Genomic DNA, 14655 nt, shown 5'->3' on the forward strand with positions numbered 1-14655 from the left:
ATCGGTTTATTCGCTTTGGTCGATGGCCTTGGTTCCACAGCCTAGAACAGGGCCTGATCTATGATCGCCTTGCTGTTCCGGACATGTCGGGCCACCAGCTTTTTCTGTCGCCTGCCGCTGGGGATATAAAAGGCAGGGTCCATATCCTTATTGCAGTCGAGACCCGGAAAAATCTGCAACAGCTCTTGCAACGCTTCGGGCGGAAGGGATTTGAGGGCTTCGGGGCCGGTGAACAGGCTTTCACTTGGCGCGCCTTCGGCAAAAAGAACCACGTGACGGTCACAGACAACGTGATGATAAACCACCTGCGTCGCATCGTAATCCACGTAAACGCCCGGCAGGTCTGTTAGTCGGATGGCCGAGACCAAAACGTCTCTTGTGTCGAACATGCGCTGCGCGATGTCCGATCGGACCAGCATTCTGTGCTGTCGCGAAACCGTCAGGTCTCGGCGGGGCAGGCCGTGCCCCAGGGCGCCGGCCGTAATGCGGACTGGGCGCAGTTCGAGTGATTTCAACAGATCGGCCTGGCGCAGGGACCGGGATAGAACAAGCCGAACGGTTGCCGAGCTGCGTTCGGTCGTCATCACCTTGTCACCGGGGCGGATATCCTGAACGCTGATTTCGCCACGGTCCGTCAGGATCAGGGTGTCCGAAACGAAACAGGGGGCGCCGGGGCTGGGATTGGGATCCTCAACAAAGTTGACCCCGTCCTTCGATGACAGAGACGCGGTATCGTCCGTGCCGTTGCTGCCGATCTGGGTCGAAGTCTGGCCACTGGCCGGCCCCTGTGTCGCAGTTACCTGCGAGTCGAAGGATACAAAGCTGAGAACCGAACCATTGTCCGAAAGAGAAACCGCCCCAAACCGGTTGATGCGCGCCGAAATCACGTAATAGTCGAACCCGCCCACGGTGGTCATCGTTCCGTTGTCGACATCCGTCGAACTGCGCACCGAGCCATTGGGGTTGTAAACATCGACCTGCAAGCCGGTGACGTCGGTTCCGGTCGGAACCCGGATTTCAATGAAATCTCCGTCCGGAGCAAAGTTCGGGCCGTTGCGATATCTTATTTCCGATATGATCGCGGGCAAATCAGTGGGTCTCCGGGCGGGTTTGGCGCGTTGGGTTGAACGTCACCGTCACGTTAACACCGGGCAGGAAAAACACCAAAGGACTTGGCGTTCAATATCTGGGGCAGGTGTTCTGCCCGCGATCAATAACCCTCGATTTCACCACCCTGTTGCCAAGGCTTGACCAGATTGCCAAAGCGGGTGAATTGGGCCTCGAACGACAACTCGACCGTGCCGATTGGGCCATGACGTTGCTTGCCGACGATGACCTCGGCCTTGCCGTGCAGACGTTCCATCGCCTGCTTCCACTCTTCCATCTTTTCCAGTTCGTGATCACCGGGCTTTTCGCGCTCTTTGTAGTATTCCTCGCGGAACACAAACATCACAACGTCGGCGTCCTGCTCGATCGAGCCGGATTCACGTAGGTCGGACAGCTGCGGGCGCTTGTCGTCGCGGTTTTCCACCTGGCGCGACAGCTGTGAAAGAGCAATGACCGGGATGTTCAGTTCCTTGGCGATAGCTTTCATGCCCATCGAAATCTCGGCGATTTCGTTCACCCGGTTGTCGGCCATGCCCCGGCAGAGCTGTAGATAGTCGATGACCAGCAAGTCCAGCCCGTGGGTCCGTTTCAACCGTCGTGCACGGGCGGCAAGTTGCGAGATCGGCAAGGCAGGAGTGTCGTCAATAAACAGGGGACAGGCCTCAAGCTCTTTGGCCGCATCCACAAATCGACGGAACTCGGCCTCGGTCATGTCGCCCTGACGGATTTTGTGGCTGGAAATCTCCGAGGCTTCCGCCAGAACCCGGCCCGCAAGCTGTTCCGCGCTCATTTCGAGTGAGAAGAAGCCTACAACACCGCCATCGATCGCGCCTTCGCTGCCGTCGGGCTTTGTGCCACGCTTGTAGGCCTTGGCAACGTTGAAGGCGATGTTGGTCGCCAGCGAGGTTTTACCCATGGATGGACGGCCGGCCAGAATGATCAGGTCGGACGGGTGCAACCCACCCAATTGCTTGTCCAGATCGGCCAGACCGGTGGAAATCCCGGCCATGCCGCCGCCGCGCTGGTAGGCCTCGTTGGTGACGTTGACGGCTTCGGTGACGGCCTTGAGGAAGGACTGAAAGCCTTGCTCGGTCTGGCCCTGCTCGGACAGCTGATAAAGCTGCTGCTCGGCCTCGACGATCTGTTCTTTCGGCTCGCTCGAAACATCGACCCGCGCCGCCTTGTCCGAGATGTCGCGACCCAGCCGGATCAGCTCGCGCCGGATGGCAAGGTCATAGATCATCTGGGCATAGTCGTGCACCGCGAATGCGCTGATCGAAGCGCCCGCCAGTTTGACCAGATAAGCGGGACCGCCCAATTCTTTCAGGCCCTCATCCTCGGCCATGAATGATTTGAGCGTCACGGGCGAGGCAAGCGCGTTCTTTGCAATACGGGCCGAGGCCACCTCGTAAATCCGGGCATGGACCGGATCATAGAAATGTTCAGCCCCGATGATCGAGGCGACCCGGTCGTACAGGTCGTTATTGGTCAGAATCGCGCCCAGCAATTGCTGCTCGGCCTCGATGGAATGCGGCATGGTTTCGGCATTCTGAATCTGTGCCGCTGCCTGCTCGATACTGCTGATCTCGTTCATTTTGTCCCCGCTGCCCGTTTCGAGGTTCTACACGCGAAACGTCACCGCAAGCTATCTGGAAATACCTGTGGCTAACTTGGGGTAAAGCCTAGGGATAACTTTCCAGACCGCTTGGATGCCTGCATATGCATCGCTTATTATGTAGGAATTGTCGGAAAAGTCACCATATATCGTGGCGAACTGCCCGATTCTTCCGGGTTTATCCCCAATCCTTCCACAAGAGGTTTACGCTGGTTTATTGGCCTCTTGCCATCCGCGCGGGTCGTTCAGGAAAGCTTCGACAGCCTCAAGTGTTTCCTGATCAAAGGCTTCCTGTGCCTTGGCCTCGGCCAGAACATCCCACCACGTGCAGAGCGAGTGCAGCTTGACGCCATGATCACCCAGCGTTTTCTCGGTCTCGGGGAAGATGCCGTAGTAGAAGATGACGGCGGTGTGCCCGCAGGTGGCACCGGTTTCGCGGATCGCATCGACAAAGGACAGTTTCGAGCCGCCATCAGTGGTCAGGTCTTCAACCAGCAACACACGCTCGCCTTCGCTCATCGCCCCTTCGATTCGGGCGTTGCGGCCATAGCCCTTGGGTTTCTTGCGCACGTAGGTCATGGGCAGAGCCATACGCTCGGCGACCATAGCGGCAAAGGGGATGCCCGCCGTTTCCCCGCCTGCGATGTTGTCGAATGCCTCAAAGCCAGCATCACGCATCACCGTGACGGTCAGGAAATCCATCAGGGTCGAGCGGATACGAGGATACGAGATCAGTTTGCGGCAGTCGATATAGGTCGGGCTAGGCAACCCGCTGGCCAGCGTGAACGGTTCCCGCGAGTTGAAATGCACGGCCTTGATCTCCAGCAGCATCCGTGCAGTCAGGCGGGCGATTTCGGTGCTGTCGGGAAAAGAACTGGGGATCATGGCGCAAACCTCGGGGCTGAAAACACGTTGCGGGCTGATAGCCCGACCCTTGGGCTGGAGTCGAGAGGGATTGGGCAAAAGAAAAGCGGACCCCCAAGAGGTCCGCTTTTGCCCTTACGGGCGATGGGCAGCCAAGGTGGGCTTAACTGCTCATGTCATAGGCCCGCTCGCCATGTACCGAGAGGTCGAGGCCATTTGTCTCGGTCTCGGCGTCTACGCGAAGTGGCGTGATCTGTGCAACCAGTTTGACCAACACAAACGTGACAACTGCCGTAAAGGCACCCACGACAATCAGCCCGCCCAACTGAGCGGTCCAGGTTCCAAGGCCAAAAAGGGCGATCATGAGCGTGCCAAAGATACCGCCGACACCATGCACGGCGAAGACATCCAGCGTGTCGTCGATATTCAGTTTGTTACGCACGACGCTGACGGCTTCCTGACACAGAACACCGGCCACCGCGCCAATGATCAGGGCCTGAACCGGACCGACGAAACCCGATGCAGGCGTGATCGAGGCCAGACCCGCGATTGTGCCGGTGACCAGACCGACCATCGAGGCCTTGCCAAAGCGGATACGCTCCCACAGGGCCCAGCTTAGCGATGCCGTAGCCGCGGACAGGTGCGTGACGGTCAGGGCCATCGCCGCTCCGCCATCGGCGGCCAGTTGCGAACCACCGTTGAAACCGAACCAGCCGACCCACAGCATTGCTGCGCCGACCATGACGTAACCGGGGTTGTGCGGCGGAGTGGTGCGGTTGCGACGCGGCCCGAGGATGACCGCGACAATCAGCGCTGCCAGACCAGCGGTTTCATGCACCACGATGCCACCCGCAAAGTCGCGCACGCCGATCTCGCCCAGAATGCCGCCATCAGCCAGCATCCCGCCGCCCCAGATCCAGTGCACCACGGGCGCATAACACAGCAGCATCCACAGCGCCGAAAAGGTCAGGACAAAGCCAAAGCCCACACGTTCGACATACGCACCAACGATCAACGCAGGGGTTATGATGGCAAAGGTCATCTGGAAAGCAAAGAACAGGATCTCGGGCAGGGTTCCGGCAAGGCTGTCAACATCGACGCCGTTGAGGAAGGCCTTGCCCAAACCACCCCAAAGCCCGCTTTCACCGGGTCCGAACGCGATGGAATACCCTGCGACCAGCCACAGGACGCTCATCAAACAGGCAATGGCAAAGCAATGCATGAAAACGCTGAGGACATTTCGGGCACGCACGAGGCCGCCATAGAACAGGGCGAGGCCCGGCACTGTCATGAAAAGGACCAACGCGGTTGCAACGATGATCCAGGCTGTATCGGCTCCGTTCATGGGCCATTCTCCCTTCCGAATGAGTGCGCGGATCCGTGGAAACTGGGCGCGGATCGGCGCTGCGTGAGCGGTGTGGGCTGTTTCAAGCCACCGTCGGTTGGAGAAAAAAGAGGCATGGCAAAAAAAAGCGCCTGTTTTGGCGGCCTTTTTTCAACTGACTTTAAAAGCAGCGGTTCTATTGGTCAGGTGCTGAAAGATTAGGCACCTGCGGAAAGGGCCGTATACAGCAGGGCCAAGGCGTGGTCACGCGCCGCGCGACGCACGGCATCGCGACCGGGTGCGCCGAATTCGACGGTTTCCACATGCGTCGGCCGCCCCTCGGCGGCCAACCCGAAACACACACGCCCTTCAGGTTTGAATTCGGACCCGCCCGGCCCGGCAATACCGGTGATCGCGACGGCAAGTTGCGCCAGTGAATTGCGCAGCGCACCTTCTGCCATTTCGCGGGCCACCTGTTCGGAAACCGCACCGTGCGCGTTCAGCGTTTCGGCCTGAACGCCCAGCATGTCCTGTTTGGCCTCGTTGGTGTAGGTGACGAAACCCCGATCCACGACGGCAGAGCTGCCGGGAATATCGGTCAGGGCCGCAGCGACCATGCCGCCGGTGCAGCTTTCGGCGGTGGCGATCATCACGCCCTGCGCCTTGGCGCAGTCCAGCAGGTCTGTCACGTTCATAGCCCCAGAACTCCGTGTGCGATACCTGCCAGAACCATCACTCCGATGGCTGCAAATATACCTGCAATCACGTCATCCAGCATCACGCCCATCGGATCGCCACGCCGATCGGCCCAGCCGACAGGGCCGGGTTTGGTGATGTCGAACAGACGAAAAAGGATGAACCCGGCAACCCAGCCGGGCCAGAGCGCGGTAATGTCGATTCCATGCGCCCAGGACGGATAGGAAATTGCCCAAAGCGCGATGAACTGGCCTGCGACCTCATCAATGACGATTTCGGATGGGTCGTGGTCATCCTGACCTTCGGTCATCACGCGTGTGGCCCAGAGGCCGCCGACAAAAACCGCAACCGTTGCGAGGGCCAGCAACGGGAAACCACCCAGCATGTGCAATACCCAGGCCATCGGCAGGGCCACCAGCGATCCCCAGGTGCCCGGGGCAGGGCGCAAATGGCCGACGCCGCCGACAGTCCCGATCATCTGTGCCGCGTTCATGCTTTCACCAGACAGGCTGTGGCGAGCGAGGCGATGCCTTCGCTGCGGCCGGTGAAGCCCAGACGCTCGGACGTTGTCGCCTTGACTGAAACCTGATCTGCACGCAGGCCTATGATTTCAGACATCTTTTCTCGCATGGCCACTGCGTGCGGGCCAATCTTTGGATATTCGCAGACCAGCGTGCAATCGACATTCGAGATGCGGTATCCCATCTGCCCTGCCAGCTCGACCGCGTGGCGCAGGAAAATCTCGCTGGCGGCGCCTTTCCATTGCGGGTCCGAAGGCGGGAAATGCTGCCCGATATCGCCCTGTGCCAGAGCGCCATAGATCGCATCGGTGACCGCGTGCATTCCGACATCGGCATCCGAATGGCCTTGCAGTCCGCGGTCATGCGGCACTTTCACACCGCAAAGGATCACATGATCCCCATCGCCAAAACGGTGCACATCGTACCCGTTGCCCAGCCTTACATCCATTTCCGTTCCCATTATGCGTTCCGCCCGGGCAAAATCCTCGGGTCGGGTGATCTTCAGATTGTCCGCGTCGCCCGGTACGATGCAGACATCAAGTCCGGCGGCGCGGGCCACTTCGACATCGTCCGCAGCTTCGCCCGGATGGGCGGCGTGGGCGGCGATGATCGCGTCATAGTGAAACCCCTGCGGAGTTTGCGCGGCGAACAGGTTTCTGCGATCCTGCGTGCCGGTCACGGCCTGTTCATGCCCAACCCACAGCGCATCCGTCACCGCCAGCCCGGGCGCCGCCGCCGGACATGTTTCCAGGGCTTTCAGAACGTCGGTGATGATGCGGGGTGTGACGCAAGGCCTTGCAACGTCATGGATCAAAACGCGCTGTACGTTCCGGCCGGCCAGTGCAGCCAATCCATTGCGCACCGATCCCGCGCGATCCGTTCCGCCCGAAGCCAGGATCAGGTCGGTTTCACGGAATTCTTCCCATGCGACGCTGTCTTCGTCGGACAACACCAGAACAATGTGATCCACCTGTCCGCGAAAGCGCTCGATCGTCCAATCGGCCACCCGCCGGCCCGCAAGGCTGCGCCATTGCTTTGGCACGCCACCCCCGGCGCGCGACCCGCGACCGGCGGCAACTATGATGGCGGCAGTTGTCATATGTGCGCGCTCTCCTCGTGATGGGCATTGTTTAGGCGGCGGTGAATGCAGAGGCAATCACCCATGGTCATGTGATCAATAATTAGGCAAATGATGATTTTGCGGGCTTGCTGCGTGCCGATTTGTTGTTCATATGCGCAGAAAACGATATCAAATCCACAACTGCCCAAGGATTAAGCACGTTGACACTGCACCTTGCCGACAAAGAAATAACACCGCCTGTTTTGCTGGCCCCCATGGCCGGAATCACCGACCGCCCGTTTCGCGATCTGGTGATGCGTTTCGGTGCGGGTATGGTCGTCAGTGAAATGGTCGCCAGTCAAGAGATGGTGCAGGCCAAGCCCGGTGTGCGGGAACGGGCGGAACTGTCCGCGGATGTGGAAAACACCGCCGTGCAACTGGCCGGGCGTGAGGCCCATTGGATGGCCGAGGCGGCCCGTCAGGTGGCCGACCGTGGCGCGCGGGTGATCGACATCAACATGGGGTGCCCCGCCAAGAAGGTAACAAACGGTTATTCCGGCTCGGCCCTTCTGAAAACACCGGATCACGCGCTGGCACTGATCGAGGCCGTGGTGGGCGCGGTCGATCTGCCGGTGACGCTGAAAACCCGGCTGGGATGGGACGACACTCTGTTGAACGCGCCCGACGTGGCACGCCGCGCTCAGGACGCGGGTATTCAGATGGTCACGATCCATGGCCGCACACGCTGTCAGTTCTACAAGGGTCACGCCGATTGGCGGGCAATCCGGGCGGTGAAAGAGGCCGTATCGATCCCGGTCATCGCGAACGGAGATATCGTGAACACTGACGCCGCCCGATCCGCGTTGCGCCAATCCGGCGCGGATGGGGTGATGGTCGGTCGTGGCGCCCAGGGCAAGCCTTGGGTGTTGGCGCAAATCTGTCACGACCTGTACGGGGCCGAGGCGCCCGAGATTCCGACCGGTCATGATCTGGTTGATATGGTTTGCGCGCATTATCAGTCGATGCTGGATTTCTACGGCGCCGATCTGGGTTTGCGTGTCGCCCGCAAGCATCTGGGATGGTACATGGACGACGCCGCAACGCCCGCGCCCTTGCGTCGGGCTGTGCTGACGTCACGTGATCCGGCGGAAGTTCTGCGCCTGTTGGCGGATGCACTCAGCGACACGGACGAGGTGGCGGCATGAATTCCGATGCCAGCATCTGGAACTCGCTGCCGGTTCCGGCGTTCATTATTGATGAACAGGATCGGATATCCGATGTGAATGCTGCGGGTGAGGGGTTTCTGAATGCGTCGCGCAAATCGGTGATCGGCCATCCGGTGTGGGATCAGATCGCCGTGGACGCGCCGTTGGAAGAGGCGTTCGAGCGCGCCCGCTGGCAGGGCACGCCATTGTTCGTGAATGATGTGGATGTGGGGTCGGGTAGCCGGGCGCCGCTGCAATGCGCGTTGCAGATTGCACCTTTGGTCGGGCATCCGGGCTCCATGATCATGATCATCTCGCCTCGTGAACTGGCAGGTCGGATGACGCGGGGGAATACGGTCAAATCCGCGGCACAATCCGCCATCGGCATGGCGGAAATGCTGGCGCACGAGATCAAGAACCCGCTGGCCGGGATCACTGGTGCGGCGCAGTTGCTCAGCATGAATATACCGCCGCAAGATCTTGAACTAACGGATCTTATTGTTGCCGAAAGCCGCCGGATCGTGAAGTTGCTGGAACAGGTCGAGCAATTCGGGAACCTTCAGAAACCTGACTTCAAGCCAGTCAACATCCACGATGTGCTGGATCGCGCAAGACGGTCGGCATTGTTGGGATTTGGCGCTGACATGATGATCGTCGAAGACTATGACCCGTCGCTGCCGCTGGCTTACGGAGACCCGGATCAGATTCTGCAGGTGATCCTGAATCTGCTCAGGAATGCGTCCGAAGCGGCAGGACCGCAGGGCGGAACGATCCGCCTGCGGACCTATTTCGAACATTCCTTCCGGTTGCGTCGCAGTGACGGGTCAGGGCATTCGCTGCCCTTGCAGATCGAGATAATCGATGATGGTCCGGGCCTGCCAGAAGACATCCGCGGCGATATTTTTGATCCCTTCGTATCCGGCAAGGAAAACGGCACCGGCCTGGGGCTGGCGCTGGTCAGCAAGATAATCTCGGACCATGACGGCTGGATTTCGGCCGAATCCGTGCCCGGGCGAACGGTATTCAAACTGTCGCTGCGCCGCGCGCCGCGAGACGCAATCGAGGACAAGAAGGAGAGCACCTGATGGATGGCACCGTACTGGTCGCGGACGACGATCGCACGATCCGCACTGTTCTGACACAGGCCCTGACGCGTGCCGGGTGCAAGGTGCATGCGACCTCATCACTGACCACGTTGATGCGCTGGGTCGGCGAGGGAAAAGGCGACGTGGTGATTTCCGACGTGGTCATGCCCGATGGAAACGGTCTTGAGATGCTGCCGAAGATTGCCGAAGACCGCCCCGGTTTGCCGGTGATCGTGATTTCCGCACAAAACACCATCATGACGGCGATTCAGGCGACAGAGGCGGATGCGTACGACTATCTGCCAAAACCCTTCGACCTGCCGGATCTGATGAAACGGACGGCGCGGGCGCTGGATCAGAAGCAACGCGCCCAGCCAGAGCCGGCCGTGGGCACAAGCGAGCGCCCCGAAGAACTGCCACTGGTCGGGCGAACACCAGTGATGCAGGCTCTGTACCGGTTGGTCGCCCGGGTGATGAACACGGACCTCTCGGTCATGATTTCCGGTGAAAGCGGCACGGGCAAGTCACTGATAGCGCGGGCCATTCACGATTTTTCCGACCGTCGAACCTTGCCCTTTGTCACTGTCACCGCTGCCGAACTGCGCGATCTGGAAGGCCCGGCCCGTGTGATGGCGCGGGTTCGCGGCGGCACGCTGTTGATAGACGAAATCGCAGATATCGAAGATGAGGTTCAGGCGCGCATCGTCCGCATGATGGATACTCCGGGCGATCACGTTCCCCGTTTCATGGCCACCAGCCAATCAGACCTGACCGAAGGGATGGAGAACGGGCGCATCCGTCAGGACCTTTATTATCGTTTGTGCGGGGCGACGATCCACGTTCCATCACTGCGTGAAAGGGTGGATGACATTCCGCTGCTGGCCGAGCACTTTCTGGCTCGGGAAGAGCGGGAAAACGGCACCAAACGCTGGCTCAGCCCCGAGGCGGTGGAACTGGTGCGGCGCTATTCCTGGCCCGGGAACGTGCGGCAACTGGAAAATGCCGTGCGCCGGTTGGGTCTGACCAGCCGGGCCGATGAAATCACCAAAGCCGAAGTGGAAATGGTGCTGGGCAGCCAGCCAGAGGCGGAACCGGTCCTGAGCGGCGGCGAACGCGAAAAGCTTTCGACTTCGGTCGAGCGGCATTTACGAAGGTATTTTGACCTGCACGGCAACATTTTGCCGCCCCCGGGCCTGTATCAGCGCATTTTACGGGAAGTTGAGGCCCCGCTGATCGAAATCGCGCTGGATGCAACTGGCGGAAATCAGGCGAAATGTGCCGATTTGCTGGGAATCAACCGAAATACGTTGCGAAAAAAGATTACGGATCTCGATATTCAGGTGACACGTCGACGCAAACTGATGTAATATCGCCACACAAACCGTGGCATCCCGGCATCTGTTGGGAAAAGATCACGATATATGGCGGTAAGCCGCGCAAGCGGCACATCAGGATGAGGGCAGACAGTGGCAACCCGAGCACAGAGCGGGATGATCCCATCGATCAGTCGATGGCGTAAATCACGGAAACTGCGCAATTTTGGCACGTTTGGCCTGGTTCTCATGGGGCCTGTTCTGGCGCTGGCCACTTACCTTGTTATCGGTCCTTTCGATCTTGGCGCCACGGCACCGACTTTGCGGCTGATTCTGTTGGCCGATCTCGTATACGTTCTGGTTGTTGCTGCACTTGTGCTTGGGCAGGTTGGCAGCTTGATTGCCGCACGTCGGGCCAAGTCGGCGGGTTCGCGCCTGCATTTGCGCCTGATCGGGGCGTTTACTCTGCTGGCGCTGGTTCCAACCGTGACCGTGGCGATTTTTGCCGGATTGACCGTCAATATCGGCCTTGAGGGCTGGTTTTCCGACCGCGTGCGTCAGGTTGTGGGATCTTCGCTGACGGCAGCAGAAGCGTATGAACAGGAACACCGTCGGGGGTTGACGCAAGACGCGTCTGTTCTTGCGCGATATCTGGATAATGCGCGATCGCTGGATTTCTACATCTCCGACGCGGAACTGCGCGAAGTTTTGGCGCAGGGGCAGGCTCAGATTCAACGGGGGCTGCGCGAAGCCTATGTCATCGACGGTGGTGGCGAAATCAAATCGCGCGGGGACCGATCCTACCTGTTCAACTACGAAGCCCCAACCCCCGAGCAGATTGCAGAAGCCACCGACAAGGGCCTGCTGATCATCGCCGACTGGCCCAACAATGAGTTCCGGGCGCTGGTCCCTCTGAAGGCTTATCTGGATCGCTATCTCTATGTCAGCCGCGAGGTGGATGGGCAGTTGTTGACGCTGCTGGACGATACCAAGGAAACGGCACAGTTCTATCAGCAACTGGAAAGCGAACGGGGCAGGGTGCTGTTCGAGTTCGGCCTGTTGTATCTGGGCTTTGCGTTGATCCTGATCCTTGCGGCTATGTCCCTGGGGATGTGGTTTGCCGAGCGGTTGTCGCGTCCCGTGGGGCGGTTGACCACCGCGGCGCAGCGGGTTGGGGCCGGTGATCTGAGCGTCCAGGTGATTGAAGAGGCCAGCGACGACGAAATCGCGATGCTGGGCCGGTATTTCAACCAGATGACCCGGCAGTTGAAAGGACAGCGCGATACGCTGTTGGAGAACACGCGGCAAATTGAAAGCCGGCGCCGTCTGTTCGATTCGGTGCTCAGTTCGGTCACTTCGGGTGTCGTTGGAGTGGACCCGGAAGGATGCATTACATTCGTGAACCGTTCGGCCGAGCGGTTGCTGGATTGGACCGGGGGCGAGCAGCATCTGGCCATCGGCATTGCGGTGCCGGAATTTCTGCCCCTGTTCGAAAGTTTGAAAGACAGCGGGCAAGAGGCCGTTCAGGGCGAAATCAAAGTGACCCGCAAGGGACGGCTTGAGAACCTGTTGGTCCGCATGGCCATCCGTCGCGGAGAAGATGGCGGCCTGGAAGGTTATGTGGTTGCCTTCGATGACGTCACCGATCTGGTCAGCGCCCAACGGATGGCGGCCTGGGGTGACGTGGCCCGCCGCATCGCGCATGAGATCAAGAACCCTCTGACCCCGATCCAGCTGAGCGCGGAACGGATCAAGCGCAAGTTCTCGCGCAAACTGGACGACGAAGACAGCAGCAGCCTGGATTCGATGACGAACGTGATTGTGCGGCAGACCAACGACCTGCGTCGCATCGTGGATGAATTCTCGAAATTTGCACGGATGCCTGAACCTGAACGCAGGGAAGAAAACCTTGTTGATCTGGTGCACGAGGCTGTGCTGCTGCAACAGGCCGGGCAGCCGGATGTGCAGATTGATGCCGATCTGCCGCAACAGCCCATCATGGCCGATGTGGATGCAACCATGCTGAACCAGGCGCTTACCAACCTCATCAAGAATGCCGGGGAAGCCATTGCAACCCTTAAGGAAAAAGGGGCGCTCGACAACCTTCAGCCCCAGATCAAAGTGGCGGTCACCAGTGATGATGCGGGTACGGTCATAACCATTGCAGACAACGGGATCGGCCTGCCCGAGGATCGGGCACGGCTGTTTGAGCCCTATGTAACGACACGTGACGAAGGGACCGGGCTGGGCCTGCCCATCGTCAAGAAGATCATTGAAGAGCATGGCGGCGCGCTGACCCTCGAGGATGCGCCCGTATTTGACGGACAGGACCATTTTGGCGCGATGGCCGTGATCCGATTGCCGGGGGTTACTGGGTCCCAAGCGGCAGCGCCACAGAAGCAGGCAATTAGAACCAACAAACTGAAAGCAGGCCAAAGATGAGTGACATTCTGATCGTAGATGATGAGCGCGATATTCGCGAGCTGGTGTCCGACATTCTGGAGGACGAAGGCTATTCAACCCGGCTGGCGGCCAACTCGGACGAGTGCATGGCGTCGATCAACTCTGAACCGCCGGGGTTGTTGATCCTGGATATCTGGCTGAAAGACAGCCGAATGGATGGCATCGATATCCTGAAAGCGGTGAAACGCGACAACCCGGATGTGCCGGTGGTGATCATTTCCGGCCACGGCAACATTGAAATTGCCGTCGCCGCAATCAAGCAGGGCGCCTATGATTTTATCGAAAAGCCGTTCAACATAGACCAGTTGATGGTGGTGATCCGCCGCGCGATGGAGACCTCTCGCCTGCGTCGCGAGAATGCGTCTCTGAAGCGGAAAGAAGTCAACAATTCCGACATGATCGGCAAATCCGCCGCGTTCCGCGCCATGCAGGGGCACTTGGACAAGGTGACCAAGTCGAATGGCCGCGTGATGCTCAGCGGCCCAGCTGGGTCCGGCAAAGAGATCGCAGCACGGTATATCCATGCCCACTCCAATCGCGCCAACGCGCCATTTGTCACGGTAAACTGCGCCGGGATCGAACCCGAACGTGTGGAAGAGGTGCTGTTTGGCCGGGAATCGGCGGAACGCGGCGTGGAATCGGGTTTGCTGGAAGAGGCGCATGGAGGCGTGATCTATTTTGACGAAGTCGCCGACATGCCCCTTGGGACACAGTCAAAAATCCTGCGGGTGCTGGTGGATCAGCAGTTCCAGCGTGTCGGTGGCAGTGACAAGGTGCGCGTGGACCTTCGCGTGATCTCGTCAACAAGCAAGGATCTTGACGAAGAAATCGCGGCTGAACGGTTCCGGGAAGAGCTGTACCACCGTCTGAACGTCGTCCCGATTGCCGTGCCGTCACTGGAAGATCGGCGTGAAGATATCCCGGTTCTGGCGCAGCACTTTATTGAGATGTGCAACGAAACTCAGGGTTTGCCGATCAGGGAATTGTCGGAAGAGGCTGTCGCGCTGCTGCAGACGATGACGTGGCCCGGCAACGTGCGCCAGCTCAAAAACCTGATCGAGCGGGTTCTGATCCTTGGCGATGGCTCCGGCCCGATTGAGGCGCGTGAGTTGCCCAACGAGGAAGAAAAGGCAGAAGATTCAGGTCGTGTCGTGTTGTCTGGCGCACTGGCCACCTTGCCGTTGCGCGAAGCCCGCGAGGCGTTCGAGCGAGAGTATCTGCTGACACAGATCAACCGGTTTGGCGGCAATATCAGCCGCACGGCCAGCTTTGTAGGCATGGAACGCAGCGCCCTGCATCGGAAGTTGAAATCGCTGGGCGTGGTGACTTCGAACAAATCCGGTGCGCGCGTGGCGCAAATCGATGAACCCGAACCGGCAGAATAATCTGCCGGTCGCACGGC

At 59.5% G+C, this 14655-nt stretch carries 12 protein-coding genes; 5 read left to right on the top strand and 7 right to left on the bottom strand.

Going from position 1 to position 14655, the window contains the following annotated elements; genetic code table 11:
• Window positions 1-41: 41 nt before the first annotated feature.
• From GS605_RS04255 to GS605_RS04285, 7 genes are all read right to left on the bottom strand, one after another.
• Window positions 42-1088 (bottom strand): Hint domain-containing protein, encoded by a 1047-nt coding sequence (locus GS605_RS04255; protein ID WP_171723160.1) that lies wholly within the window; start codon window positions 1086-1088, stop codon window positions 42-44.
• Between the two features lie 122 nt (window positions 1089-1210).
• Window positions 1211-2701, bottom strand: a complete 1491-nt coding sequence (locus GS605_RS04260; protein ID WP_152458159.1) for a replicative DNA helicase — start codon at window positions 2699-2701, stop codon at window positions 1211-1213.
• Window positions 2702-2926: 225 nt separating this feature from the next.
• Entirely contained in the window at window positions 2927-3607 is a 681-nt protein-coding gene (locus GS605_RS04265; RefSeq protein WP_171632077.1) for an orotate phosphoribosyltransferase, read from the bottom strand.
• A gap of 142 nt (window positions 3608-3749) precedes the next feature.
• The gene (locus tag GS605_RS04270; RefSeq protein ID WP_171632079.1) at window positions 3750-4931 is read right to left on the bottom strand and encodes an ammonium transporter; all 1182 of its coding nucleotides are present in this window, start codon (window positions 4929-4931) and stop codon (window positions 3750-3752) included.
• A 197-nt stretch (window positions 4932-5128) separates the two neighbouring features.
• Entirely contained in the window at window positions 5129-5605 is a 477-nt protein-coding gene (locus tag GS605_RS04275; protein ID WP_171723161.1) for a CinA family protein, read from the bottom strand.
• Window positions 5602-6099, bottom strand: coding sequence for a phosphatidylglycerophosphatase A (locus tag GS605_RS04280; protein ID WP_171723162.1), 498 nt, complete (start codon window positions 6097-6099; stop codon window positions 5602-5604). The genes GS605_RS04275 and GS605_RS04280 overlap by 4 nt, the downstream gene beginning before the upstream one ends.
• Entirely contained in the window at window positions 6096-7226 is a 1131-nt protein-coding gene (locus GS605_RS04285) for a bifunctional 2-C-methyl-D-erythritol 4-phosphate cytidylyltransferase/2-C-methyl-D-erythritol 2,4-cyclodiphosphate synthase (RefSeq protein WP_171723163.1), read from the bottom strand. The genes GS605_RS04280 and GS605_RS04285 overlap by 4 nt, the downstream gene beginning before the upstream one ends.
• 182 nt (window positions 7227-7408) lie before the next feature.
• On the opposite strand from GS605_RS04285, the gene dusB reads away from it, so the two are divergent.
• The 5 genes from dusB (at window position 7409) to GS605_RS04310 (ending at window position 14638) form a co-directional block, all read left to right on the top strand.
• Window positions 7409-8392 carry a tRNA dihydrouridine synthase DusB gene (gene dusB / locus GS605_RS04290; protein WP_256368972.1) on the top strand — a complete coding sequence of 328 codons (984 nt, stop codon included), beginning with the start codon at window positions 7409-7411 and terminating at the stop codon, window positions 8390-8392.
• Window positions 8389-9477: a nitrogen regulation protein NR(II) gene (locus tag GS605_RS04295; RefSeq protein ID WP_171723165.1), complete on the top strand. Its 1089-nt coding sequence runs from the start codon at window positions 8389-8391 to the stop codon at window positions 9475-9477. Before dusB ends, GS605_RS04295 begins: the two co-directional genes overlap by 4 nt.
• Window positions 9477-10844, top strand: a complete 1368-nt coding sequence (locus GS605_RS04300; protein ID WP_171723166.1) for a response regulator — start codon at window positions 9477-9479, stop codon at window positions 10842-10844. Before GS605_RS04295 ends, GS605_RS04300 begins: the two co-directional genes overlap by 1 nt.
• 123 nt (window positions 10845-10967) lie before the next feature.
• Entirely contained in the window at window positions 10968-13232 is a 2265-nt protein-coding gene (locus GS605_RS04305) for a PAS domain-containing sensor histidine kinase (protein ID WP_171723640.1), read from the top strand.
• Window positions 13229-14638 (top strand): sigma-54 dependent transcriptional regulator, encoded by a 1410-nt coding sequence (locus tag GS605_RS04310; RefSeq protein ID WP_171723167.1) that lies wholly within the window; start codon window positions 13229-13231, stop codon window positions 14636-14638. Before GS605_RS04305 ends, GS605_RS04310 begins: the two co-directional genes overlap by 4 nt.
• Window positions 14639-14655: the final 17 nt, after the last annotated feature.

The organism is Ruegeria sp. HKCCD7559, from assembly GCF_013110575.1.
GTDB lineage: Bacteria > Pseudomonadota > Alphaproteobacteria > Rhodobacterales > Rhodobacteraceae > Ruegeria.

Bases quoted from the DNA above. Each gene is read 5' to 3' on its own strand.
- GS605_RS04260 (WP_152458159.1), bottom strand. From the start codon at position 2,701: ATGAACGAGATCAGCAGTATCGAGCAGGCAGCGGCACAGATTCAGAAT.
- GS605_RS04265 (WP_171632077.1), bottom strand. From the start codon at position 3,607: ATGATCCCCAGTTCTTTTCCCGACAGCACCGAAATCGCCCGCCTGACT.
- GS605_RS04270 (WP_171632079.1), bottom strand. From the start codon at position 4,931: ATGAACGGAGCCGATACAGCCTGGATCATCGTTGCAACCGCGTTGGTC.
- GS605_RS04275 (WP_171723161.1), bottom strand. From the start codon at position 5,605: ATGAACGTGACAGACCTGCTGGACTGCGCCAAGGCGCAGGGCGTGATG.
- GS605_RS04280 (WP_171723162.1), bottom strand. From the start codon at position 6,099: ATGAACGCGGCACAGATGATCGGGACTGTCGGCGGCGTCGGCCATTTG.
- GS605_RS04285 (WP_171723163.1), bottom strand. From the start codon at position 7,226: ATGACAACTGCCGCCATCATAGTTGCCGCCGGTCGCGGGTCGCGCGCC.
- GS605_RS04295 (WP_171723165.1), top strand. From the start codon at position 8,389: ATGAATTCCGATGCCAGCATCTGGAACTCGCTGCCGGTTCCGGCGTTC.
- GS605_RS04300 (WP_171723166.1), top strand. From the start codon at position 9,477: ATGGATGGCACCGTACTGGTCGCGGACGACGATCGCACGATCCGCACT.
- GS605_RS04305 (WP_171723640.1), top strand. From the start codon at position 10,968: ATGATCCCATCGATCAGTCGATGGCGTAAATCACGGAAACTGCGCAAT.
- GS605_RS04310 (WP_171723167.1), top strand. From the start codon at position 13,229: ATGAGTGACATTCTGATCGTAGATGATGAGCGCGATATTCGCGAGCTG.